This window comes from Enterococcus sp. B2E4 (assembly GCF_030499455.1).
Taxonomy (GTDB): domain Bacteria; phylum Bacillota; class Bacilli; order Lactobacillales; family Enterococcaceae; genus Enterococcus_D; species Enterococcus_D casseliflavus.
In genome coordinates, this window is record NZ_JAUKPK010000014.1 from 84,389 (window position 1) to 108,556 (window position 24,168).

The 24,168-nt window shown below is 45.2% G+C and carries 21 protein-coding genes; 10 read left to right on the forward strand and 11 right to left on the reverse strand.

Going from position 1 to position 24,168, the window contains the following annotated elements; all coding sequences use genetic code 11:
- The first annotated feature begins 72 nt into the window (after positions 1 to 72).
- Positions 73 to 612, forward strand: coding sequence for a C39 family peptidase (locus Q1X33_RS10915; RefSeq protein ID WP_005233534.1), 540 nt, complete (start codon positions 73 to 75; stop codon positions 610 to 612).
- Between the two features lie 71 nt (positions 613 to 683).
- Positions 684 to 1,649, forward strand: coding sequence for a ribose-phosphate diphosphokinase (locus Q1X33_RS10920; protein WP_010749060.1), 966 nt, complete (start codon positions 684 to 686; stop codon positions 1,647 to 1,649).
- Between the two features lie 78 nt (positions 1,650 to 1,727).
- Here Q1X33_RS10920 and Q1X33_RS10925 read toward each other — a convergent pair whose 3' ends face one another.
- Together Q1X33_RS10925 and Q1X33_RS10930 are read right to left on the reverse strand one after the other, a co-directional pair.
- Positions 1,728 to 2,747 (reverse strand): LacI family DNA-binding transcriptional regulator, encoded by a 1,020-nt coding sequence (locus tag Q1X33_RS10925; protein WP_005227844.1) that lies wholly within the window; start codon positions 2,745 to 2,747, stop codon positions 1,728 to 1,730.
- Between the two features lie 107 nt (positions 2,748 to 2,854).
- The gene (locus tag Q1X33_RS10930; RefSeq protein WP_005227846.1) at positions 2,855 to 5,119 is read right to left on the reverse strand and encodes a glycoside hydrolase family 65 protein; all 2,265 of its coding nucleotides are present in this window, start codon (positions 5,117 to 5,119) and stop codon (positions 2,855 to 2,857) included.
- A 251-nt stretch (positions 5,120 to 5,370) separates the two neighbouring features.
- Between Q1X33_RS10930 and Q1X33_RS10935 the strand changes: the two genes are divergently transcribed.
- Together Q1X33_RS10935 and Q1X33_RS10940 are read left to right on the forward strand one after the other, a co-directional pair.
- Positions 5,371 to 7,545 carry a PTS transporter subunit IIBC gene (locus tag Q1X33_RS10935; protein WP_005227848.1) on the forward strand — a complete coding sequence of 725 codons (2,175 nt, stop codon included), beginning with the start codon at positions 5,371 to 5,373 and terminating at the stop codon, positions 7,543 to 7,545.
- 94 nt (positions 7,546 to 7,639) lie between these two features.
- Positions 7,640 to 8,470 carry an endonuclease/exonuclease/phosphatase family protein gene (locus Q1X33_RS10940; protein WP_005227850.1) on the forward strand — a complete coding sequence of 277 codons (831 nt, stop codon included), beginning with the start codon at positions 7,640 to 7,642 and terminating at the stop codon, positions 8,468 to 8,470.
- Between the two features lie 55 nt (positions 8,471 to 8,525).
- Here the strand turns inward: Q1X33_RS10940 and Q1X33_RS10945 are convergent, their stop codons facing one another.
- The 7 genes from Q1X33_RS10945 to Q1X33_RS10975 form a co-directional block, all read right to left on the reverse strand.
- Complete coding sequence (locus tag Q1X33_RS10945; RefSeq protein ID WP_005227852.1) at positions 8,526 to 8,966, reverse strand: hypothetical protein; 441 nt, start codon at positions 8,964 to 8,966, stop codon at positions 8,526 to 8,528.
- Positions 8,959 to 9,732: a MurR/RpiR family transcriptional regulator gene (locus Q1X33_RS10950; RefSeq protein WP_005227853.1), complete on the reverse strand. Its 774-nt coding sequence runs from the start codon at positions 9,730 to 9,732 to the stop codon at positions 8,959 to 8,961. The genes Q1X33_RS10945 and Q1X33_RS10950 overlap by 8 nt, the downstream gene beginning before the upstream one ends.
- Before the next feature lie 63 nt (positions 9,733 to 9,795).
- A complete protein-coding gene (locus Q1X33_RS10955) occupies positions 9,796 to 11,127 on the reverse strand; it encodes a 6-phospho-alpha-glucosidase (RefSeq protein WP_008379332.1) in 1,332 nt (443 codons plus the stop codon).
- 13 nt (positions 11,128 to 11,140) lie between these two features.
- Positions 11,141 to 12,733: an alpha-glucoside-specific PTS transporter subunit IIBC gene (locus Q1X33_RS10960; protein ID WP_034869042.1), complete on the reverse strand. Its 1,593-nt coding sequence runs from the start codon at positions 12,731 to 12,733 to the stop codon at positions 11,141 to 11,143.
- 187 nt (positions 12,734 to 12,920) lie between these two features.
- Positions 12,921 to 13,592: a type 1 glutamine amidotransferase gene (locus Q1X33_RS10965; RefSeq protein ID WP_005227859.1), complete on the reverse strand. Its 672-nt coding sequence runs from the start codon at positions 13,590 to 13,592 to the stop codon at positions 12,921 to 12,923.
- Positions 13,585 to 14,934: a Mur ligase family protein gene (locus tag Q1X33_RS10970; RefSeq protein WP_005227862.1), complete on the reverse strand. Its 1,350-nt coding sequence runs from the start codon at positions 14,932 to 14,934 to the stop codon at positions 13,585 to 13,587. The genes Q1X33_RS10965 and Q1X33_RS10970 overlap by 8 nt, the downstream gene beginning before the upstream one ends.
- A gap of 198 nt (positions 14,935 to 15,132) precedes the next feature.
- The gene (locus tag Q1X33_RS10975; RefSeq protein ID WP_301969671.1) at positions 15,133 to 16,590 is read right to left on the reverse strand and encodes a TrkH family potassium uptake protein; all 1,458 of its coding nucleotides are present in this window, start codon (positions 16,588 to 16,590) and stop codon (positions 15,133 to 15,135) included.
- Between the two features lie 311 nt (positions 16,591 to 16,901).
- Here Q1X33_RS10975 and Q1X33_RS10980 point away from each other — a divergent pair, with 311 nt between their 5' ends.
- Positions 16,902 to 17,696 (forward strand): Cof-type HAD-IIB family hydrolase, encoded by a 795-nt coding sequence (locus Q1X33_RS10980; protein ID WP_005227867.1) that lies wholly within the window; start codon positions 16,902 to 16,904, stop codon positions 17,694 to 17,696.
- 150 nt (positions 17,697 to 17,846) lie between these two features.
- On the opposite strand, the gene Q1X33_RS10985 is transcribed toward Q1X33_RS10980, so the two are convergent.
- Entirely contained in the window at positions 17,847 to 18,911 is a 1,065-nt protein-coding gene (locus Q1X33_RS10985) for an iron-containing alcohol dehydrogenase family protein (RefSeq protein ID WP_034869045.1), read from the reverse strand.
- A gap of 162 nt (positions 18,912 to 19,073) precedes the next feature.
- A complete protein-coding gene (msrA, locus tag Q1X33_RS10990) occupies positions 19,074 to 19,592 on the reverse strand; it encodes a peptide-methionine (S)-S-oxide reductase MsrA (protein WP_005227878.1) in 519 nt (172 codons plus the stop codon).
- 128 nt (positions 19,593 to 19,720) lie between these two features.
- Between msrA and Q1X33_RS10995 the strand changes: the two genes are divergently transcribed.
- The 5 genes from Q1X33_RS10995 to Q1X33_RS11015 all read left to right on the forward strand — a co-directional run bounded on the left by Q1X33_RS10995 (position 19,721) and on the right by Q1X33_RS11015 (position 24,154).
- The gene (locus tag Q1X33_RS10995) at positions 19,721 to 20,302 is read left to right on the forward strand and encodes a GNAT family N-acetyltransferase (RefSeq protein WP_005227879.1); all 582 of its coding nucleotides are present in this window, start codon (positions 19,721 to 19,723) and stop codon (positions 20,300 to 20,302) included.
- Between the two features lie 136 nt (positions 20,303 to 20,438).
- Positions 20,439 to 21,023, forward strand: coding sequence for a thymidine kinase (locus Q1X33_RS11000; protein WP_005227882.1), 585 nt, complete (start codon positions 20,439 to 20,441; stop codon positions 21,021 to 21,023).
- Between the two features lie 3 nt (positions 21,024 to 21,026).
- A complete protein-coding gene (gene prfA / locus Q1X33_RS11005; RefSeq protein ID WP_005227884.1) occupies positions 21,027 to 22,100 on the forward strand; it encodes a peptide chain release factor 1 in 1,074 nt (357 codons plus the stop codon).
- A complete protein-coding gene (gene prmC, locus Q1X33_RS11010) occupies positions 22,093 to 22,950 on the forward strand; it encodes a peptide chain release factor N(5)-glutamine methyltransferase (protein ID WP_005227886.1) in 858 nt (285 codons plus the stop codon). The genes prfA and prmC overlap by 8 nt, the downstream gene beginning before the upstream one ends.
- A 175-nt stretch (positions 22,951 to 23,125) precedes the next feature.
- Complete coding sequence (locus Q1X33_RS11015) at positions 23,126 to 24,154, forward strand: L-threonylcarbamoyladenylate synthase (RefSeq protein ID WP_005227888.1); 1,029 nt, start codon at positions 23,126 to 23,128, stop codon at positions 24,152 to 24,154.
- The last annotated feature ends 14 nt before the right edge of the window (positions 24,155 to 24,168 follow it).

The window sequence follows — 24,168 nt, forward strand, 5'->3', positions numbered from 1 at the left end:
AGGCGAAAAAGGGTTTTGATCCAAGTAGGAGGAGAATCTAAGGTATAATAAGAAAAAAGGCAGGTGAACGAGATGGAACAAGTAGAGTGGAAAGGGATCGCCGAAGAGCGGTTTCGTCCGTATAAGCAGTGGGTCACTCCTTCAGGGTATTTATGCGGCACCTATGCAGCAGCCGTCTTTTTGGCCTACTATCAAGATTACATCGATGAAACGATCATCCCGAAAGCATTTCGTAGAAAAAAACAGCGGGATCTGACAGTAGTGACGGAAATGCTGCGGGTGCTGATTCAGCCTCATGGGTTGCCGACGATCGCTTGGCAGGTCAGTCATGGATTGACTCGGTTTTTCGATCAATTCCAATTGCCTTACCGCGGACGTGCGACTGTTGTTGGCGGCTGGCATCGAGCGTGCAAACGAATCGATGAAGGCAAACCGGTGATCATCGGTATTTTGAAGCCTTTAGGCAGCACGTATGGCAATCATTGGGTCGTGGCTTACGCCTACGCTGAAACCGCCAGCGGAGAACGCTATTTTAAAGTTCATGACAACTGGGGCAACTACAAAAAAGTGATTCCCGCCAGTTGGGTAAACGGTACCGTCACACTTCCTTGAACGAGACGGTTAAAAAAACAGTCACTTTGTGCTAGAATAGAAGAAAACAACCACATTCATTGGAGGCAATCATGGGCGAAAGTTATAAAGATAGTTCGTTGAAAATTTTTAGTTTAAATGGAAATTTACCATTAGCAGAAAACATTGCGAAAGTTTTCGGTACAGAACTAGGGAAGTCAAAAGTGACACAGTTTAGTGATGGAGAGATTGCCATCAATATCGAAGAAAGTGTGCGGGGCGACCATATTTATATCATTCAATCGACGAATGAACCCGTCAATGATCACTATTTAGAGCTACTGATCATGATCGATGCGATGAAACGGGCTAGTGCGAAGACGATCAATGTCGTTTTGCCTTATTACGCATATGCGCGGCAAGACCGAACCGCCAACCCGCATGAGCCGATCACTGCAAAATTGATTGCCAATATGCTGGTGGAAGCAGGGGCTTCTCGAATCTTGACGCTTGATCTGCATGCCGTCCAAGTTCAAGGATTTTTCGACATCCCAGTGGATAATCTCTTTACGATCCCATTGTTTGCCCATTACTATCGCGAACAAAAAATGACCGGTGACGACTATGTCGTGGTTTCACCAAAAAACAGCGGTGTCCAACGGACCCGTAGTTTGGCAGAATACTTAGATACAGCGATCGCGATCGTCGATCAAGATGAAGCCGATGGCGGCTATGTGATTGGTGATGTCGTTGGGAAAAAATGTATTTTGGTTGATGACATTTTAAATACCGGCCATACATTGGCAAAAGCGGCAGACTTGTTGAAGGAAGCTGGTGCCAGCGAAGTGTATGCTTGTGTCTCTCACGCCTTGCTTTCACCGCCTGCTAAAGAAATTTTGGATCAATCAGCGATTGAAAGTATTTGTGTCACCGATTCTTGCTGGACCAGCGAAGAACGCCATCCAGAAAAACTGCACTACATTTCTTGTGCCGAATTGATGGGGGAAGCCGTTCGCCGCATTCACGAAAATACACCAATGAGTCCATTGTTCCGCCTGGAAAGCAAAGAGTATAAATAAAAATATGAAAAGCACCCGCTATCCTTAGGGACAGCGGGTGCTTTTGCATGTAAGGGGAAGTGGACAAGACCCAGCGGATCAGTTCAACTGGTTGCGGTTTAAGACCGTTTCTCGTTTGATCAGTTTATGTGGTACGACCAGCTGTACGCCGTTTGAATCTTCATGATTCAATTGCGCCATCAGCCGTTCGGTAGCGATTTTTCCTAAGGACAACACGTTGATATCGATACTAGTCAAATACGGATGGGTCAAAGTAGCAAAGATCGAATTGTTGAAACTGATGATGGATAAGTCGTCGGGGACTTTGTAGCCATACATCGTCGCTAATTGAATGATCCGCACAGCGAACAGATCATCGATCACGACGATGGCCGTTGCTTGGGATTCTTTGATCGTTTCTTCAAACGTGACGTAATCTTCCGCTTTTTCAAAGGTCAATGCTGGATAAAAGGGGAGATTTGCTAGCATCATGGCTTTTTGGTAGCCGAAGAAACGCTCGAAATACAGGTTTTCATGGGTCGTATTGGTAGCAAATAATATCTTCGTATGCCCTTGGGCGATCAGATGCTCAGTTGCTTGCTTGCCTAACAACTGGTTGTCATTATCGACAAAAACGATTTTGTCTTCATTGCTGTATGGTTGACCAATCAAGGTAAAAGGGACTTCTTTTTCGACCAGATAGTCGATGATGGGGTCTTTTTCATCGGAATAGACCAAGATAAAGCCATCTACTTGTTTTTGCAGGTGCATCCGTTCCACGTTTTTTAGTAATGTAGCAAAGTCACGGGCGGAGGCAACGGCAACCGTCATTTGATGATGGCGGGCCTCTTCATTGATGGCTTCGATCGTTTCTAAATAAAAGGGGTTTCCTAGTCGTTCTTTCGAATCAAGAGGCGGCAAGATCACGCCGATGGCACTGGATATCTGTTTGCCGAGATTTCGAGCCGCAAGATTGGGGACATAGCCCATTTCTGCCATTACTTTGCGCACTTTCTTCTTGGTATCTTCAGAAATGCTGGGATGATCGTTTACGACACGAGAAACCGTGGATGTAGCGACGCCAGCCTTTTTGGCGACATCTTTGACCGTAATGCTCACTGATTTCCCTCCTTTTTTAGCTTATAGTATCACAAAGTGTCGGCACAAGGGTAGAGCCAATCAAAAGAAAGAAGAAATGCAGACATTTCTTCTTTCAGAAGGCTTGTTTAGTTGATCGCTGTACTGATTTCGTCTTCTAAAACATAGTCTTTGCCATACAACTTGATTGGCAATGCCTCACCGCTGATTTTCTTCAAAGTCACCGTTGACTCATTGACGGAAACAAAGAGCAGACGTCCACGATAGTTGATGTGGAAGGCGTAGCGGCTCCAAGTTTTAGGTAAGAATGGCGCAAACCCTAAGTGATCGTGATCAGTTTTCATTTGAGCAAAACCTTGAACGATCGCTAACCAGCTACCGGTCATAGAAGTGATGTGCAAGCCATCATCGGTATCATTGTTGTAATTGTCCAAATCAAGACGAGCAGTCCGCTCATACATTTCCAACGCTTTTTCTTCCATGCCTAATTCCGCTGCTAAAATCGCATGGATACTTGGAGAAAGGGAAGATTCATGCACTGTCATCGGCTCATAGAAATCAAAGTTCCGTTGTTTTTCTTCTTTGCTGAATTGATCGCCGAAGAAGTAGATACCTTGCAAAACATCGGCTTGTTTGATAAAGCAAGAGCGCAAGATATGATCCCACGACCAATTTTGGTTTAACGGCAAATGTTTTGGATCAAGATCGGAAACGGGCATCAAGTCTTTGTCTAAGAAGGTATCATGCTGGACGAACACACCAAGCTCTTGGTCTTCTGGGAAGTACATATTGTCGATGATGTCTTGCCATTTGGCTTGTTCTTCGTCAGAGATCGTGACAGTCGCTTCGTCTTTGAAGGCTTCATAGCTGGCTAAGGTATAAGCTAAGACCCAAGTAGCCATTTTATTGGTGTACCAGTTGTTATTGATATTGTTTTCGTATTCGTTTGGTCCTGTAACGCCATGGATCATGTATTTTTGCTGGCGTTTTGAATAGTGGACACGATCTGCCCAGAAACGTGAGATCGCGCTTAACACTTCTAATCCTTCTTTTTTCAGGTAACTTGTATCGCCAGTATAATTCGTATAGTTGTAGATGGCATAAGCGATGGCACCATTTCGGTGGATTTCTTCGAAAGTGATCTCCCACTCATTGTGGCATTCGATCCCAGTGAAGGTCACCATTGGGTAAAGGGCACCTGCTAAGCCTTGTTTTTGCGCATTGATATGGGCTTGCGGCAATTGGTTGTGACGGTATTTCAACAAGTTGCGGGTCACTTCTGGTTTTGCTAATGCCAAATACAATGGAACTGCATAGGCTTCGGTATCCCAGTAAGTCGCACCGCCATATTTTTCACCAGTAAAGCCTTTCGGTCCAATGTTCAAGCGCTCGTCTTCACCATAATAGGTTGAGAACAATTGGAACAGGTTGAAACGAATCCCTTGTTGCGCCGCAGCATCGCCTTCAATGATCACATCGGCTAAATCCCAGCGGGCTTTCCAAGCAGCGACTTGTTCTGCACGCAACGCATCATAATCTGCTTTGTATAAAGTGCCTAATTCGGTGACTTTTGCTGGATGATCATGAGCGGGAACATCACGACTCGTAACGATCAAGACTTCTTTGATCAATGAGAAGGTGTCACCGGCTGTTCCAGAAAAGGCAAAGGTATCAGCAACGCAAAGCTCGTTTTTCACGGAATCGATCGGTGTTTGGCTATGACGCATAGCAGAAGTGACAGTAAAGCGTTCAATGTCAAAATTATTTTCTACGGTCCGAGTGGTCAAGTAATGGAAGGTTTCGGTTTGACCATGAGCCAATTCTTCCCAGAAACGTTCGTCGTAGTTGCTGTCTTCGTTATGGACATTGTTATCTAGTTTAGAAACGACTTTGATCTCAGCGTCGCCTTCAATGATCTCAGCGTCCATCTTAATGAGGGCAAGTTCACGTTTTACGATGCTCAAGAAGCGTTCAAAAGAGAATTTTACGGTGGCACCTGCCAAAGTGACAGTAAAGTTGCGGCGTAAAATCCCGGTTTCCATGTCTAGTTCTAAACGGAAATCACTTGGGCTGATTTTTGCTAAGTCGACTAATTGGTCATTGACAAATAGGTCCATTGCAATAAAGTTGACCGCGTTGATCACTTTGCCAAAATAATCAGGATAGCCGTTTTTCCACCAGCCGACACGGGTTTTGTCTGGGTACCAGACACCAGCGATATAAGTACCTAAGTGATGATCGCCGCTGTATTGTTCTTCAAAGTTGCCGCGCATTCCCATGTAGCCATTCCCGATACTTGTTAGCGACTCTTGCAGTCGACGATTTTCTTTATCTAAGGTAGATGTCGCGATTTTCCATGGATCGATCTCGAACAATCGTTGGATTTTTTTCATGAAAGTCCCTCCAGAATCTTTTTGATATCTCTATCATAAGCGCAAACGATTGCATCGTCAAGTGAAAGTTGTTGCGTTTAAAGAATTTCCTGTAAGGAAACATCGAGAAAGAGAGATCCAGTTATATAAAGGTGAAAAAGCGAATAGAATCCCTTTTGATATTTCTGGGTTTACAAAATCTTTTTTCTCCGTTAGAATGAACTCATTAAGAAACCGATTGCGTAAATCGATTCAGGGAAGGAAGAAGGAAGATGAAAAAATTATTGAGTTTCGAATTTTGGCAAAAATTCGGAAAAGCGCTAATGGTGGTTGTCGCTGTTATGCCAGCCGCTGGTTTGATGATCAGTATTGGGAAAACGATCCCAATGATCAATGCCGACTGGGCATTTTTGATCACTACAGGAGGCGTCATTGAAAACATTGGTTGGGCAATTATTGGTAACCTGCATTTATTATTTGCATTAGCTATTGGTGGTAGTTGGGCTAAAGAGCGAGCTGGTGGGGCATTTGCTGCTGGGATCGCCTTTATTTTGATCAACCGAATCACTGGTTCGATCTTTGGCGTGACGAGCGCGATGTTAACCGAAGAAGGCGCCTTTACCCATACGTTGTTTGGGACGAAGATCATGATCGACGGCTTCTTTACTAGTGTATTAGAAGCACCTGCTTTGAACATGGGTGTCTTTGTTGGGATCATCGCCGGTTTTGTGGGAGCAACAGCTTACAACAAATACTATAATTTCCGCAAATTACCGGATGCGCTTTCCTTCTTTAACGGCAAACGCTTCGTACCTTTCGTAGTGATCGCCCGTTCAGTAGTCGTCGCATTAGTGTTATCGATCGTTTGGCCCTACATTCAGGCAGGCATCAACAACTTCGGTTTATGGATCGCGCAATCACAAGAAAGTGCGCCCGTTTTAGCACCGTTCTTGTTTGGAACCTTGGAGCGGCTGCTCTTACCATTCGGGCTGCATCACATGTTGACGATCCCGATCAATTACACCGAATTAGGTGGAACTTACACGATTCTTTCTGGCGCACAAGCCGGCACCCAAGTCTTTGGACAAGACCCATTATGGCTTGCTTGGGCAACGGATCTAGTGAACATGCGCAATGCTGGCGATACGTCACAATATCAATTTTTATTGGAAAACTTTGTTCCTGCCCGCTTTAAGGTTGGACAAATGATTGGTTCATCTGGGATCTTGATGGGCTTGTCTTATGCCATGTATCGCAATGTCGATGCGGACAAACGGCACAAATATACCTCTATGTATTTATCAGCTGCTATCGCTGTCTTCTTGACAGGGGTAACGGAACCGTTGGAGTTCATGTTTATGTTTGCTGCCGTACCGCTTTACATCGTTTATGCAGTCGTACAAGGGGCTGCGTTTGCGATGGCGGATATCGTCAACTTACGGGTCCACTCTTTTGGGAATATCGAGTTGTTGACCCGTACCCCAATGGCGATCAATGCCGGTTTAGGACAAGATTTGATCAACTTTGTGTTAGTGACCATCGTCTTTGGTGTCGGGATGTATTTCTTGGCCAACTTCTTGATCAAAAAATTCAACTTTGCAACACCAGGTAGAAACGGCAACTATGAAACAGAAGGAGCCAGCGATGCGCCAGCAACTGCTTCGGCGGATGGCAATTTGAACCCAGATTCGCAAGTCGTGAAAATCATTCATTTATTAGGTGGACGTGAAAATATCGCCGACGTTGATGCATGTATGACTCGTTTACGGGTCTCTGTGAAAAATCGAGAAGCGGTCGGCGATGAAAAAGCGTGGAAAGCCGCAGGGGCGTTAGGCTTGATCGTAAAAGACAATGGCGTGCAAGCAGTCTATGGACCGAAAGCAGATGTCTTAAAATCAGACATTCAAGATATCTTAGATTCTGGTGTCACGATTCCCGAACCGACGGCTAGTCAAGCACCAGTAGAAACGACTACCCATCAAAGCCAAGGCGTGACAGCTGAACTAGCTGCTGTTGCCACTGGAGAAGTGATGCCGATCACCTCTGTCAAAGACCAAGTGTTTGCGGAAAAAATGATGGGTGACGGTTATGGTGTGCGTCCAGAGCAGACGACAGTTGTCGCACCAATCAGTGGGAAAGTCACCAACATCTTCCCAACGAAACATGCGATCGGCTTGCTTTCTGATGAAGGCATCGAAGTATTGGTTCACATGGGCTTAGATACCGTTGACTTAAACGGTGCACCCTTTACGGTAGCTGTCACTGAAGGACAACAAGTGGCGGTGGGTGACAAGTTAGCGGAGATGGATCTCGCTGCAGTAAGTGCTGCTGGCAAAGACACCACCATCGTTGTAGTGTTGACCAACAGCGATCAAATCGATTCCTTTGAATTGACCCAAATCGGCAAGCAACAAGCGGCCGCAGTTGTTGGAATCGTAAAACTATAATAAAATGACAAGCGGGTCGACTCTTTTGTTGACCCGCTCTCTTTTATTTTTAAAAAGGAATCGTACAAGCAAACCGAGAGAAGGAGCCTTATTCATGAAGGTATTAACATTGAACACCCATAGCTGGTTAGAAGAAAATCAGCTAGAAAAATGCAAGATGATCGCACAAGAGATTGCAACTGGCGACTATGACATCATCGCCTTGCAAGAAGTCAACCAAACGATCGCTGCTCAAACCATCGTTCCTGATGGGCTTTATTGTCCCACAGATACGCTGGTGGAAATCAAGGAGGACAATTTTGCTTTACGCCTAGTGGAAGAACTGCAACTGTTAGACTGTGATTACTATTGGTCATGGACTTACAGTCATGTAGGCTATGACATTTACCACGAAGGCAATGCCTTATTGTCCAAACAGCCCATCATTGCCAAAGAATACCTTGCTTCACAAGCCACGGATGTCTGGGATCATACCACACGCAAAAACCTGAGCGGCGTGACTGAAGCCGATGGACAGATCGTACAAGTCATTAGCTGTCATTTTTCTTGGTGGCAAGACGGTAAATTTGCCTACGAGTGGCAACAGACAGAAGCATTTTTAGCAGAACGGGCTGATACCTTATTGATCCTAGGTGATTTCAACAACGATGCCGCCAGTTCTGGGCATCAACTGGTCCTTGACAGCTCCTTACAGCTGCAAGACAGCTTTTTAACGGCTGCTGAAACGATCGGGGAAGCCTCTGTCGTTAAAGCCATTGATGGTTGGCAAGACAATCGAGAAGCGTTGCGAATCGATTATGTTTTTACATCCAAAGACCTGCAAGCAACGGAATATGAAGTCGTTTTTGACGGAACGCGTACTCCGATCGTCAGCGATCACTTTGGAATCAAAGTGGTTTTTGCTTCAAAAACAGAGCCAAACTAGCAGAAACGACAGCAAAAAGCAGTGCCAACCGGCACTGCTTTTCTTTTTGGGGAAGTTAAATCGCTGATCGAACAAGGAGGAAAAAGAATAAACTCAATAAAAGAATGAATGCTAATGCCCCATAGGTAAAACTCTTTTCGCCCCAAGTTGCGTTTTCCTCCTGACTCGAAAGACTTCTTCTTGTAAAAAAGACGAGTCCTGCGCCGATGACATTCGCTGTCAGCAACTGTTGAAAGAAGATCAGGAATAAATACTGACCCAAAAGGCCTTTTTTACTCATGGAAAACCGTTGAATAAAGTACAGGCAAGCCCCTTGCAGCAAAAGGAGACTACTTAACAAGACCCCTAAAGCGGCTAACGGTTGCGAGCTGAGGTACTGGGCAAAGGTCATCCCATGGTTGAAGGCAGTCAAGGAAAGATAAAGATAGTAAGCACCAGCGATCAAAAGCCAATAACTCAGTAAAATCAATGGAAACGCCCATTTTCGTTTAGTCATGGTTGCCCTCCTGTAAAGTGAATAGTCCGTAGGAACGGATCAAATAATCAATCAAGCAGCTCAGTCCGATCAAAGACTGGCTAGGGATTTTCTTGCGACCGATTTGAAAAAAATCGCAATAATAGGTCAGGTGAAACGTTGAATGGCGAGCAAAATAATTATCTCCTGGCGCACTCAATGTCAAAACGGGAATCTGACGAATCGCAAACGTCGTCAGATTCTCTTTGACGTTTTCTGTTTCGCCGCTCAGTGAGGCGATGATCACACAATCTTCGGCAGTGATCATCGGCATGACCATATCAAATTCCGTTTTGTTCGGCAATACGATCACTCGTTTTTCCATAGAAAGCATCATTTTGGAAAACTCCTCCAGTGCTTTCTTTTGGGAAAACCCAGTCGGGTAGCAGTAGATGGTTTTGCTGCGGTCAAACAAGCGGTTGAGGGCAGCTAAGTCTACCGTTTTTAAATAGTTGAGGGTGGCGAAAATATCCTCTTGTTGCTTTTCAAAAATCGTTTTTTGTTGCGAAATCGTTGTTGCCTGTTCTTGCTGATGCCGTAGAAAATATTTGAACTCGGAATAGCCAGAAAAACCAAGTTTTTTCGTCAACCGTAAAATAGAAGACTTTGAGACGTGAACCTGCTCGGATAGCTCGACGATCCCCATAGATAGAACGGTATCGCCGTTGGAAAGAATATAGTTCAGAATGCCACGATCAAGTTCACTTAACTCTGATTGGTGCTGTTGAATCAAATACTGTAATTTCACAAAAACCTCTCCTTATAGATTAAGTATAGCTGAAAAGCCAGGAGGGGAGGCGAAGAACGCTGGCTAGTGTAATTCTGGCCAAAAGGCTTGATTTGCTTCAATCAATTCATCGAGTAATTCTTTGGCTACACGGGCATTTGGAACCACTTTTGAAAGAATCAGTGCTTGCCATAATTTCTGGTAAGAACCCTCTGCCCAAGCCTCCACGACTAATTTTTCTACGGCGACTTGTTGCTCCATCAATCCTTTTTGGAAGCGAGGGATCTTGCCTTGTGTGATTGGTTCTGCCCCGTTACTGCCGACGATACAAGGCACTTCCACCATTGCCTGCTCATCAAAGTTGACGATCGCTCCTTCGTTAGGCACGATCAACAGCATCCGTTCTTGCGTGTTATAAGCGATCGCTCGTGCAAGGTCCACGATGTAGCTGGCGTGTTCATCCACTTCAAGCGTGGTGTCAGTCGCTGTCTGGTTTTCTACGATGCGTTGGCATTCACCAAAGACGTGTTTTTCGCGGCCAGCCATGACTTCATTTGCCCGTGTAAAAGATGGGTTGGTGTGCGCCACTTCATCTTGAGGGAAAAAGTAATATTTCAAGTAGGTATTTGGCAAAGTGGATGGATCAACTTCGTACACTTCTTTTGCTTTGGCAAAGGTGTGCATCCAGCTGGCATCAGCATGTTGGCTCGCTTCGATTTCTTCTGGCAATGAATAGCCGTATTTTGCCACATGCGCCTGGATCTGCGGCAGCAAATCATTGCCAGCTTTGTCTCGTATATCAGTCCACCAGCCAAAGTGATTCAAGCCATAATAGCGAACCACCAACTCTTTGCGAGAAGCTAAACCGATCGCTTGCGCCATCCGTTCTTCGATTCCCACTGGCATATCACAAATATTAATGATCTTGGCATCAGGGCGCAATTTACGAGTCGCTTCTGCGACGATCGCTGCAGGATTGGAATAATTCAACATCCATGCATCAGGGGAATATTTTTCCATGTAATCGACTAACTCCAATACACCGCCGATAGAACGCATCCCATAAGCGATCCCGCCAGGACCACAAGTTTCTTGGCCGACCACACCATATTTCAAAGGGATTTTTTCATCCTTTTCGCGCATCGCATACAAGCCAACTCGGATATGCGCCATCACAAAATCGACATCCTGAAATGCGGTTTCGGGATCAGTGGTTGCTAAAAAGCTGATTTCTGGTGCGCGTTCTTTCAATAAAATCTCGCAAGCTTGTGCAACTTTTTCTTGTCGTTCTTCCAAATTGTCGTAAAACTTGATTTGGCGAATCGGGAAACGATCCAAGTGTTCCAAAAGCATCAAGACGATTCCTGGGGTAAAGGTACTGCCGCCTCCGGCGATCACGATTGAAAATTTTTTCATTCTTGTTTCCTCCTTAGTCTGATACAGCTAATAATTTTTCGAATTGTTCTCTCACTTGTGGCACATCCAGACCAACGATCACTTGGAAGGCGTTGCCGTTGCGAACAACACCATGAGCACCAGCGCCTTTAAAGATGTCATCTGGCAGCACTTGGTCTTGATCTTTAACGGTGATTCTTAGGCGAGTGGCACAATTAGTGACTTTATCGATATTATCGCGACCGCCAAACCCTTCTAAGTAGACTGCGGCTTGTTCGGTGTAGCGATTGGCACCAGCAATCACTGGCGTTCCAGTGTTGGATTGTTTTTCTTTGTAATCTTTTTTGGTGTATAGTTTGACTTCGCTATTGTTTTCTTCCCGTCCTGGTGTGGCTAACTTAAATTTGAGGATCAAGAAGCGGAAAACAAGGAAATAAAGGGCAGTAAAGACTAACCCGATCACCAGCTGCGTGAAGATCATACTGCGATGATTTTGAAATAGCGGAATCCAGACCTTCGCCAACAGATCAATCAAGCCGCCCCCCATATCTCCAATGACCCCGAAGGCAAACATCGTTGCCGCCATGGTCGCTGCTAAAACAGCGTGCACCGCAAAGAGGGGTGGTGAGATAAAGAGGAAGGTGAATTCCAATGGCTCAGTGATACCAGCTAAAACGGCAGTTAAAGTGGCAGGGATCAAAATCGCTAAGACCTTCTTTTTGTTCTCAGGCTTGGCTGTGAAATAAAAAGCAGCAGCGATCCCTGGTGCAGCAAAGATCTTAGAATTGCCATGTAAAGCAAAGCCCCCTTCAGGGAAAAGCTCTTTCAATGGTCTGGTGGATTGGGCAAATTCTTGTAAATGTGCCATCCAGTATTTGGAGATTCCTTCTTCGACGACAGCGGGACCAAAAACAAAGGGGGTATACACGAAATGATGGAGACCTGTGGGAATCAATATTCGCTCTAAGAAAGTATAGAGCCAGACCCCAAAGACCCCAGCACTTGCTAGAAACCCTTGCATGGACCCAATGCCAGCTTGGACTTTCGGCCAAATCAATGCGATCAAAAAAGCAACTGGCAGCATTAAAAAGAAACCGAGGATCACGACAAAGGAAGAGCCTTGGAAAATTCCGAGAAAATCAGGCAGCTTCGTATCGAAAAACTTGTTGTGAAGATAGACGACGATCGCCGAAATAAAAATTGCTCCGATAATACCAGTATCTAATGTTTTGATGCCAGCGATCATTTTCAAACCACTCTCACCGCCGGGATCAGCTGCAAAGTTGACACCGAAGAAGTTACCAAAGTACTCGATCATGCCAGAAATAAAATAATTACAAGTAATATAGACGACAAAGGCTTCCATTGCCGCTCGCGCATTGGCTTTTTTTGCGAGACCGATCGGTAATCCAATGACAAATAATAATTCCATTTGGTTGAAGACCGTCCACGCTCCGTTTTCAATGATCGTCCAAATGTTGTACCAAGTAGAGCCTTCAGTGGCGATGCTCCCCACAAGCATCGGATTTTTAAAAATAATACACAGCGCGACCATGATCCCTGAAAAGGAAAACAAGAGGACCGGGGTAAACATCGCACCGCCAAACCGCTGAACTTTTTCCATCATAATTTCTTAACATCTCCTTTCAATTTTTACTACAATCTCAGTATAGAAAAGAAAGATAGCGGTTACAATAAAGTGAGGCAGCATAGGAACGTAGAAGCAAACAAAGAGAAAAAGTGGCAACTGCGGGGAAATTTCCCATAAAAAAACAAACCTGCGAAAAACAGGTTTGTTTGCTACGTACGTGTATTTAAATTTCGACGTTGCCATAACGATTGGCAAGGGCGGTGCGGATCAAGCGCTCTGCCAAATGCTCATTTCTTGCAAGGAGCGGTCCGTGGAAGTAAGAGCCGAACACATTGCGGTAAACCACGCCTTCGGTTTGGTCTTCGCCATTGTTTCCTTGTCCTTGGATGACTTTCCCCAATGGTTTTTCCCCTTTACCTAAGAAAGTACGGCCATTATGGTTTTCAAAGCCATAATAGGTCTCATCGAATTCTTCATTGTGGATCACGATGTCACCGATGAACCGATTGTTTTCTTGGCTTAAGGTGTAATGATCCAAGGCACCTATCCCATTGATTTTCTCGCCGTTGGCACCGATGTAGTAATGACCCAGCAATTGATAGCCGCCGCAGATCGCCAGCATGACGCCATCATTTTCGATATAGCTGGTCAGGGCTTCTTTTTTTGATTGGATATCTTGTGAAACGATCACTTGTTCAAAATCTTGTCCGCCACCGAAGAAGACGAGATCATATTTTTCAGGATCGAAGGGCTCGTGAATGCTGACGACTTCTGCGTTGAAGGTCACGCCTAGTTTTTCGGCCACGTAGCGCAGCATCAAGAGATTGCCGTTGTCGCCATAAGTATTCAAAAGATTTCCATACAAGTGGGCAACATTCAGTTGATACTTAGTCACGACTCATTCCTCCTTTGATATAGCCTTTTTCCGCAAGCTTTTTGCGTAGCTGCAAGACTGCAGTGTAAGTCGCTAAAATATAGACTTTTTCTGTTGGTAAGTCTGCGATTTGCTTGATGACGTCATCAAGTTCAGGGGTTTCAATGATTTTTTCTTCAGGGATCCCCGCAACTTTTAGCCGCAACGCCATATCTTTGTGACGATCACCACCAGCGATCACTTGAGGAATCCCCATATCGGCAAACGCTTCATGGTCGCCATCCCAAATCCAGCTGACGTCGATCCCATCTGCGTAGTTGGCATTCAACAAGCTGACTAGCGAGAAAGGATAGGGCGACAGGCCGATCATATCGATGACTTGGTTCAAACCAACAGGGTTTTTAACTAAGACTAACGTACATTCTTTGTCCCCAATGCGGATCACTTCTTGACGACCAAAGACTTTTTCGTCATAGGCCAAACCAGATTTGATTTTTGCAGGTGCTACGCCATAATATTCCGCAACCGCAGTTGCCGCCAGCGCATTGTAGACATTGTACATCCCACCAACTTCGATGCGATAGTCGTTGCCATCGATCACAAAGTCAGCAGAGGTGTTGTCCATTGCGGTCATTTCCGTCAGTTTATAATCCAATTCTGGTCGATGGAAGCCGCAATTTGGGCAGTAGTATTTTCCAAGATTGGCATAGGTGATCATTTTATAATGTAAAATGTGATGACACTCAGGACACAACACGCCATCCGTATTGTAATGGGCCATCTGCTCTTCATCTGGCAAATGATCAAATCCATAGTATTTCCGCGGATTGACAGTTGCTACCGAATTGAACAGTGGCGAATCCCCATTGCAGAGGATCGTAGCTTCCGGTGAGTTTGCGGCACCTTCAACGATCATTTTATAGGTCGTATAGATCTCGCCATAACGGTCCATTTGATCGCGGAAAATATTAGTGAAAACGAACAATTCAGGTTTGATGTACTTCGTTACTTTGCTGAGACTGGCTTCATCGATTTCTAAAACCGCAAATTTTTTGCCTTTTTTAGGGCGTGCCGATAGAAAGGTTGAAACGATCCCTTGAACCATATTGGCGCCGGTGGGGTTCGTCAATACTTCATCAAATTCTTGGCGCAAAATATTGACAGTCAAGGCAGTCGTCAATGTTTTGCCGTTGGTGCCTGTGATCACGACGACTTGGTAATCTTTCGCCAAATGATCTAATATATGTGGATCAACTTTTAATGCTAATTTACCAGGCAGGCTTGAGCCGCCTTTGAAAAAGTTCTTTAATACCCATTGAGAGGTCTTACCGACTGAAACAGCCAGATGACTTCGTATTCCCATAATGTAACCCTCCATTAGAGCGAATGCTTTCATTGTGCAAATTCAATTTATCATACCATATACCAAGAAAAAGGTTAAATTGCTTTTGCGATTCTTTAAATTTCTGCAAAGACCATTCTGATAAATGGCTCTTTTACTTGCGATGATCAAAGGCTTGAAAAGCAAAACAGCAAACCTGGCAGAAGGTTTGCTGCTGCTTTAACCGATAATGATTTTTTCCGTTGGGTACTCGTAGCCTAAGTCACGTGTTTCTTTTGGTACGAATAACATCAAGGTGTACAGCATACCGACACGGCCGATAAACATCAAAAGAGCAATCACGAGTTTGCCGATAGTTGATAAATCACCCGTGATTCCTAAAGAAAGCCCTGTGGTTCCAAATGCCGAGGAAACTTCAACAATGATGGCGATCAAAGGGATATCCTCGATGGCGGTCAAGAATAAGACACAAAAGAAGCACATGCCCATCGAAAGCATAAAGACCACCACTGATTTGCGGACGTCATCTTGATCGATCCGGCGACCGAAGATATTGATATTGTCCTCACTTTTCAAGAAGGCATAGAGGTACAGCCCAATGATGGCAATGGTCGTCGTCCGAATCCCCCCACCAACAGAGCTGGGACTACAACCAATAAACATCAGCAAGGAGAAAACGATCAACGTCGTGGTTTGAAAGTTGCCTAAGTCATGGATCTGCAGGCCAGCATTCCGCGTTGTCATGGAATAAAACATGCTGTTCATCCACATACCGCTAAAGCTGTAATCTTTGAACAAATAATCTTTCTCAAGGAAAAAGATCGCTAATGTACCGCCGACAAAGAGGATCACGAAAGCCAAAACAGCAATTTTTGTGAATAAAGAAAAGCGAAACGGCAAGTGGCGGCGTTGTTTTTTCATTTTAAAAAGGACCCATTCCCGAAAGTCCATGATCACTGGAAATCCGATCCCCCCGATAAAAATCAAAATCATGATACACGTCAGGAAGAAATAATCATGGGAAAACGGCAAGATGGAATTGCCCGTCACATCAAACCCTGAGTTGGTCACAGCAGAGATCGCTTGATAAAATCCATAAAAGATCGCATCTCGCCAATTGTCATAATAGCCGTAAAGATGAAAATAAACAGCGAAGATCGTGCCTGCTACCACCTGACAAAGCAAGATAATGGTAAACGTCGTTCGAATCATCCGAACGATCCCACTAAGCTTTGGCTGATTCATATCCGTCATGATCAACTGGCGCTGCTTTAAACTGATTTTGCGCCGTGAGACGATCGCAAAAAAGGTCGAGATCATCATGATCCCTAAACCGCCGACTTGAAAGAGGACTTCCAATAAGATGACCCCGTGGTCGTTAAACACGTCATTGATCGGAAAAGTAGTCAGCCCAGTGACACTGACCGTGCTGACCGCCATAAAGAACAGATCGATAAACGCGACATGAGAGCCGGGTTCTCGAAAGAAGGGGAGTGAAAAAAGCCCCAAAGAGACCACCGTCATCACGATATAATAAAAAACAATCACTTGGATTGAAGACACATTCTGGGAAATAAACGTCTTGCTCCTGCGCTGCGTCAAGCGGGCAAAGCGGGTAAAGTTCATTACAAAAAACCCCTCACTAAATAAACTATCCCCAGTATACCAAAGAACCAAGTAGATTTGAAAGAAAGCAGGATAGAATTCATGGGAGCAGAAATTGTGTAAGGAAAAGCTTTTGGAAAGGGCCGTTGGGTTAGAGGAAACGATCAGGCTGTGGTTCTTGCGGCAGCTTGATCGCTTAAGAAACTTAAAAACTCGAAGCAAATCAGTAAGGATTTCACGATTTCAGAAGAAAACGCTGGCAATTTATGAGAAGATAAAAGAAGTAAAAGATAGCAGCGACGATCCGCACGGAACAATAGCGAGAAAGCGGACAAAAAAGCGCATCAAATTTTTTGAAAATCGAGACGGAAATGGGGAGTATCATGAAAGACGTAAAAATTATTTTTTTCGATGTTGATGGCACACTGATCGATATGAGCAAAAAGCAAATCTCTGAAAGAATGTTAGCCACATTAAAAGCCTTGAAGAAGCAAGGAATCCTGTTGTGCATTGCGACTGGCAGAAGTCCCATCGCGTTGCCGCAATTTGAAGGCGTGACCTTCGATGCGTTTTTGACCTTTAACGGATCGTATTGTTTTAATCAAGCCGAGGGGATCCACCAAAACCCCATTCCTAAAAAAGATGTTCAGCAAATCATTGAAAATGCGACGGCACTAAAGCGTCCAGTAGCGATCGCAACGAAGGATCGAACGGTTGCCAATGGCAAAGATGCTGACTTAGTTGAGTATTTTTCCTTTGCCCACCAAGAAGTGATCGTGGCAGAAGATTTTGATGAGGTGATCCAGCAGCAAGACATTTTCCAAGTGATGCTTGGCTCAGGGAAAGAAGACTACGCCAAAGTGATGGCAAATACCACGGAGGCGAAAATCACCGCCTGGTGGGATCGCGCAGTCGATATTATTCCGGCCAGCAGTGGGAAAGGAAGCGGCATTGCCAAAATGCTGGCTTACTATGGCTTGGATAAATCTGAAGCCATTGCCTTTGGCGATGGCAACAATGACATTGAGATGCTGGAGGCAGTCGGATGGGGTCTCGCAATGAATAATGCTTCGGATGAGTTAAAAGCAATCGCCGATGAAGTGATCGGTCACGTAGCCGAGGAAGGCATTTATCATTACTGCTTAGAAAACGGGCTGCTGGGTGAAGTCGTGCAGTGATGGGCAATGCGCCAGTTGCTGTCGCCCGCTAAGAATATGCGCAGCCAGGATCGCTACTGCGTGTCTGTTTGATCAAATAAAAAAACTGTTTCCGAAATGTATTAGGGAAACAGTTTTTTTGATATAAAGTTGTTTAGCAATGAGTACGGTTTACAGCGCCTCCACCGCTTCGATCGCCTGATAGACTTTTTCGGGTGTGATCGCAGGATCAATCAAAATAAAGGTTTCTTCTTCTTTGACAGCATAGGTCAGAACCGAGGCGAAGTAATCCCGATCAAGGCGTGTCACGTGGAGATTCTTCAGCTTCATTGGCAAGTGCAAAGCTTCGTAAAATGGCCGTAATTCTTCAATCACATCAAAATCATTGGTATAGGCAAGCTGGACCCAAATGCAGTAGGCGACTTTGTTGCCGTGCAAGACGGTATGGGTCTCACTCAAATAAGACAAGCCGTCATGCAGCGCATGCGCACCAGACGTGCGGCCAAATTCGACTGCAAAACCACCAACTTCGCCTGCCAAAGCAATGATCGCATCGGTGATACGGGCGAAGGCGGGGGTCAGCTGCCCGACTTCTAGGTCTTTGACGGCTTGGATCGCATCGGCAATCAACAAGTTTTTGATCAAAAGAGCGCTTTGGAAACCTAGCCGTACTAAGGCAGTCTTGTCGTCTTCTGCCATGTTGCGGACGATGGCTTCCATTTCATAATATTTGGCTAACGTATCAGCGATCCCAGCGATAAAGTAATCAACGGGTGTAGCTAGTAAAAAACGGGTGTCGACGATCGTCATGTAGGCACCTTTTTTGGCATAGTCGATTTTACAAATCGTATGATCAGGGTAATAGGCGACGATCACCGGGGTGAAGGGTGCACAGTTAGAAACCAATGTAGGGATCACGATCAATTCTGCGCCAAGGGTTTGGGCGGTGATTTTTGCTGTATCAGCGACTTTGCCGCCGCCGATTGCCACTACGGCATCCGCTTGCTGGATCGTTTCAGCTAAGGCTTGCGCATTTTCAAAACTCGATGATCCATCGTAGCGGTAGATCGGGTAGTCAAATGAATGGGGGTAATAGGCTGAAAACACATCGAATGACTGCTCCCCAGTGATCACAGCAACTTCTTGGAACTCACTTAAGTACTCTGGCAAATCAGCTAAGACCCCATCGCCAGTAATATACCGATTAGGACCTGGACGGACTTCATTGGCTAACATCAAACAAACACTCCTTTATAATCGTCAGAATTTTCTAATCAGTGTATCGCGAAAATGCCCTGACTGTCAATTTCCTTTTGGCAAAAGAAACAGAAAACAGCCGATCTGCCTTGAGAGCAAATCGGCTGTTAATGATGAATCGGGAGGCATGCTCCAAAAATGTTAGGCCCAGTTTTGGCGAATAAAGCCAGCTCGTCCTGAGCCTTCGCTATAAGCATTGTAATGGGCTGCATTTTTTTTGTAAAAATCTTGATGATAGTCTTCTGCAGGATAAAAAGGTTCTGCTGGTTCGATCTTCGTTACGATCGGACGGTCAAAGCGGCCGCTAGCTTGCAACTGCGCCTTTGATTTTTCCGCAACCGCTTTTTGTTCTTCACTATTGTAAAAAATCACTGGACGATAGGAATCACCACGGTCGGCAAACTGACCAAACGCATCCGTGGGGTCTGTCTGCTGCCAATAGATGGCAACCAATTCTTCATAAGAGATGACCTCAGGATCAAAGGTGATCTCAACTGCTTCGGTGTGACCGGTGGTTCCTGTCGTTACTTGTTGGTAGGTTGGGTTAGGCACATGGCCGCCAGTAAAGCCAGAAACCACTTTGAGGATGCCTGGCTGCGAGTCAAAAGGTTTCACCATGCACCAAAAACAACCGCCAGCAAAAATTGCCGTATCTTTCATAGGTATTCCTCCTTTGCTTCTATGGTATGCTTCTAGTAGAGAAAAACAAGAGATATGCTTGTAAGAAGGAAAAAAACAGAAAATGAGTTCTTTACGAGAAAACAAAATGAGAAAGAGAGGCACAACCAATGTTAGACAAATCAATTCCATATGCAGAAATCTGGATGAAGCGAGCGCACAAAAGCACACCGATCCAGCCCATTCAATCCGATAACTATTCATTACGCAGCTACCAAGCAGGAGACGAAAGGCACTGGGCACGGATCGAAACATCCGTCGGAGAGTTTGACAATGAGGCCGAGGCATTGGCGTATTTTGAAAAGGAATTTATGCCCGAGCAAGCACAGCTAGGACAGCGAATGTTTTTTGCCCTTGATCAATCAGGTACACCGGTCGGTACGGCTACCGCTTGGAAAAAAGCCAAGCAAGACGGCACACCGGTTCCATTAGTCCATTGGGTAGCAGTAATGCCGCAAGCTCAACGTCAAGGAATCGCTCGCGGCTTGGTCACGCAAGTCGTTTCTGTCTTGGAGGCAGCCAACGAACCAATGTACCTTCATACGCAAACCTGGAGCCATGCAGCAATCACGCTCTATCAGCAGCTCGGATTTGTGATCATTGCAACGGATATCAATGGGAATGAAAATCCAGAATATTCGCTGGCTTGTCAAGTATTGGCAGAAGTTGCTCAAAAAGCCAGAAACGAGTAAGAGATGGCGGCGGCAAAAAATCCGTTAATTTTTCGTAAAACTCTTGCGTAAAAGGCGGCAGGTGTCGAATTTAAGTCTGTAAAAATTCTCCTTTTTCAAGTATAATACCAAAGGAGTATGAGGAAGGATGGGCGAGATGGCACAGCTTTTTTTTAAATATGGCGCAATGAATAGTGGGAAAACGATCGAGATACTGAAAGTTGCTCACAACTATGAAGAACAAGACAAACCAGTCGTGATCATGACAAGTGGATTGGACACGAGAAGCGGTGTGGGAAATGTTTCGAGCCGCATCGGCTTAGAACGAGACGCGATCCCGATTTTTGATGAAACGGATCTGTTCCATTTGATCAAAGACCTCGGTTACAAACCTTATTGTATTTTGATCGACGAAGCACAGTTCCTAAAGAAGCATCACGTGTTGGCTTTCACCAAAATCGTAGACGAGCTAGGTATCCCTGTGATGGCCTTTGGTTTGAAAAATGATTTCCGCAATGAATTATTTGAAGGCTCAAAATACTTGCTGCTTTACGCAGATAAAATCGAAGAGATGAAAACCATCTGCTGGTTCTGTCATAAAAAAGCAACCATGAACTTGCACTATATCGACGGAAAACCCGTTTACGAGGGCGACCAAGTACAAATCGGCGGTAACGAAGCGTATTATCCTGTTTGCCGCAAACATTACTTTCACCCGGGAATGAAAAAAGAAGGAGAATAATCAATGTACGATCAGTTACAAGCAATCGAAGACCGTTACGAAGAATTAGGCGAATTACTAAGTGATCCAGCCGTGATCTCTGACACCAAACGCTTCATGCAGCTTTCAAAAGAAGAAGCCAATACACGGGAAACGGTGGAAGTCTACCGTCGTTACAAAGAAGTCGTTGAGGGAATCAAGGATACCGAAGAAATGCTTGGGGAAAACCTTGATGCGGAAATGGCAGAGATGGCCAAAGAAGAACTCTCTGACTTGAAAAAAGAAAAAGATGTTTTAGAAGAACGCATCAAAATCTTGTTATTGCCCAAAGATCCGAATGATGACAAAAACATCATCATGGAGATCCGTGGTGCAGCAGGCGGCGATGAAGCAGCCTTATTTGCTGGCGATCTTTTCAATATGTATCAAAAATATGCGGAAAACCAAGGCTGGAAAGTCGAAGTCATGGATGCCAACGTCACTGGGATCGGCGGCTACAAAGAAGTCATCATGATGATCACTGGCGACAACGTCTTTTCAAAATTGAAATATGAGAGCGGCGCCCACCGAGTGCAGCGGGTACCATCTACCGAATCACAAGGCCGAATCCATACGTCTACGGCAACGGTCGTGGTTATGCCTGAAGCTGAAGAAGTCGAAATCGATATCGCAGACAAAGATATTCGGACCGATATTTACCATGCCTCTGGTGCTGGTGGTCAGCACGTCAACAAAACAGCTTCTGCTGTTCGTCTGACTCACTTGCCAACAGGGATCGCTGTAGCGATGCAAGATGAACGTTCACAGCTGAAAAACCGTGAGAAAGCGATGAAAGTCTTGCGGGCACGGGTCTATGACCAAATGCAGCAAGAAGCACAAAGCGAATACGATGCAAACCGTAAATCAGCAGTGGGTACCGGCGATCGTTCTGAACGGATTCGCACCTATAACTTCCCGCAAAACCGCGTAACAGATCACCGTATCGGGTTGACTATTCAAAAATTGGATCAAATTTTAGCTGGAAAACTCGATGAAATTGTTGATGCACTGATCGTTTACGATCAAACATCAAAATTAGATGAGATGCAAAATGGCTAAAACCTATCGAGAAGTCCTTTCACGGGCTTCTTCTTTTTTAGAAACGAAAGGGCTGGACGGGTATGCGATCCAATACCTGTTTTTACAGCGAAAAAACTGGCAGCAACTCGATTGGCTGCTGCAGATGGACCAACCCATCTTAAGGGAAGATGAGGCACAGATCGCAGCAGATCTTGAACAGCTGCTGCAGCATGAACCACCGCAATATTTATTAGGGTATGAAGAATTTTATGGGCATCGCTTAAAAGTGACCCCTGCAACCTTGATCCCGCGTCCAGAAACCGAAGAGCTGGTGGAAAACTGTCTGACAAAATTACCAGCAGATCAGCCGCTGCGAGTCGTAGACATCGGCACAGGTACTGGAGCGATCGCCATTGCCTTGAAATTAGCACGTCCCCAGTGGGCCGTAAGTGCCGTGGATCTTTCAGCAGAGGCATTAGCCGTTGCTAAAGAAAATGCGGCAGCCTTAGGCGCGGAGATCCGCTTTTTCCAAGGAGATACCTTAGAGCCCGTGGCAGATCAGCAATGGGATCTGATCGTTTCCAACCCGCCGTATATCAGCGCTGAAGAGTGGCCGCTGATGGATATCAGCGTAAGAGAAAAAGAGCCTAAGATGGCGCTTTTTGCTCAAGAACAAGGATTGGCGATCTATAAGCAATTGGCACAGCAAGCACCGAATTGTTTGGCGCCTAACGGGCAAATGGCGCTAGAAATCGGCTTTCAGCAAGGATTAGTTGTTCAACAGCTTTTTGCAGCCGCTTTTCCCAACAAAGAAGTCACCGTAGTAAAAGATCTTGCGGGTCAAGACCGGATGGTGTTCGTCAGTCATCCACAAGATGTGGATAAATAATTTTTTTTGCTACAGAAAAATTGCAAAAACCTTATGAAATGAACAACTTCTAAATAAACCGAGTTATAAACAGGGTTATCCACACTTGACAAACGACTTATCCACAAAATGTGGAAAAGAAACGAGAAAATGTTGATAAGTGTGGAAACTTCTCAAAAAAGGATGTGGATAAATTGTGGAAACAAAAATTTTTGATCAAACACAGTTAAACGAAGCCGCAGCTATTTTAGCTGAGGGGGGATTGGTGGCGTTCCCGACGGAAACCGTCTATGGACTAGGGGCTAGCGCGCTTTTGCCCACGGCTGTTGCGCAAGTATATCAAGTCAAAGGGCGACCTAGTGACAACCCTTTGATCGTTCATATTGCCGAGCCAGAGCAGTTGGAACCGTTTGTGGATAACAAGCATCCTTTTGCTGATAAATTGATGGAAACTTTCTGGCCTGGGCCCTTAACCTTGATCTTTTCGATCAAAAAAGACAGTTTACCTAGCATTGTTACTGGCGGCTTATCCACAGCGGCGTTTCGGATGCCAAACAATACCAAGACGTTAGCGTTGATCAAGCAAGCCCAACAGCCATTGGTTGGTCCTAGCGCGAATACATCTGGTAAACCAAGCCCAACATCAGCTGCGCATGTTCAGCATGATCTGGCAGGCAAAATCGCTGGCATCTTGGATGATGGGGTGACGCAGATCGGTGTCGAATCAACGGTCTTAGATTTGAGTGACCCAACGGCGCCGCCGATCATCTTACGTCCTGGTGCGATCTCTAAAGAACAGCTTGAAGCAGTTTTACAAACAAAAGTCCTCGTCGATCAGCACTTAGTAACAGAAAGTGAAGCACCCAAAGCGCCGGGCATGAAATACAAGCACTATGCACCGAATACCAACGTTCTGATGGTCAATGACCAAGATTGGCCGGCAGCCATGGCTTGGGCAAAAGAACAGCAGTTTAAGGTAGGGGTTTTAGCTGGACCAACGATCGCCGAGCAAGTCCGCTTTGAAGCTGCAGCCATCTATTTATTTTTTGATGACAGTGTGGAAGCCGCGACAAAAGGGCTGTTTGCTGGTTTACGGGCGTTAGATGAATCGATTGCTGAGTTAGATGTCTTATTTGCACCCACGTTTCCAGAAAGCGGCTTAGGGGCTGCTTATATGAATCGGTTGAAAAAAGCTGCAAATCAAAGTTTCTTTCAAGAAAATTAGCAAAAAACCAGAAT

Excerpts from the sequence above, each read along its gene's own strand:
- Q1X33_RS10915 (WP_005233534.1), top strand. The coding sequence starts at position 73 with ATGGAACAAGTAGAGTGGAAAGGGATCGCCGAAGAGCGGTTTCGTCCG.
- Q1X33_RS10920 (WP_010749060.1), top strand. The coding sequence starts at position 684 with ATGGGCGAAAGTTATAAAGATAGTTCGTTGAAAATTTTTAGTTTAAAT.
- Q1X33_RS10930 (WP_005227846.1), bottom strand. The coding sequence starts at position 5,119 with ATGAAAAAAATCCAACGATTGTTCGAGATCGATCCATGGAAAATCGCG.
- Q1X33_RS10935 (WP_005227848.1), top strand. The coding sequence starts at position 5,371 with ATGAAAAAATTATTGAGTTTCGAATTTTGGCAAAAATTCGGAAAAGCG.
- Q1X33_RS10940 (WP_005227850.1), top strand. The coding sequence starts at position 7,640 with ATGAAGGTATTAACATTGAACACCCATAGCTGGTTAGAAGAAAATCAG.
- Q1X33_RS10945 (WP_005227852.1), bottom strand. The coding sequence starts at position 8,966 with ATGACTAAACGAAAATGGGCGTTTCCATTGATTTTACTGAGTTATTGG.
- Q1X33_RS10955 (WP_008379332.1), bottom strand. The coding sequence starts at position 11,127 with ATGAAAAAATTTTCAATCGTGATCGCCGGAGGCGGCAGTACCTTTACC.
- Q1X33_RS10960 (WP_034869042.1), bottom strand. The coding sequence starts at position 12,733 with ATGATGGAAAAAGTTCAGCGGTTTGGCGGTGCGATGTTTACCCCGGTC.
- Q1X33_RS10970 (WP_005227862.1), bottom strand. The coding sequence starts at position 14,934 with ATGGGAATACGAAGTCATCTGGCTGTTTCAGTCGGTAAGACCTCTCAA.
- Q1X33_RS10980 (WP_005227867.1), top strand. The coding sequence starts at position 16,902 with ATGAAAGACGTAAAAATTATTTTTTTCGATGTTGATGGCACACTGATC.
- Q1X33_RS10985 (WP_034869045.1), bottom strand. The coding sequence starts at position 18,911 with ATGTTAGCCAATGAAGTCCGTCCAGGTCCTAATCGGTATATTACTGGC.
- msrA (WP_005227878.1), bottom strand. The coding sequence starts at position 19,592 with ATGAAAGATACGGCAATTTTTGCTGGCGGTTGTTTTTGGTGCATGGTG.
- Q1X33_RS10995 (WP_005227879.1), top strand. The coding sequence starts at position 19,721 with ATGTTAGACAAATCAATTCCATATGCAGAAATCTGGATGAAGCGAGCG.
- Q1X33_RS11000 (WP_005227882.1), top strand. The coding sequence starts at position 20,439 with ATGGCACAGCTTTTTTTTAAATATGGCGCAATGAATAGTGGGAAAACG.
- prfA (WP_005227884.1), top strand. The coding sequence starts at position 21,027 with ATGTACGATCAGTTACAAGCAATCGAAGACCGTTACGAAGAATTAGGC.
- prmC (WP_005227886.1), top strand. The coding sequence starts at position 22,093 with ATGGCTAAAACCTATCGAGAAGTCCTTTCACGGGCTTCTTCTTTTTTA.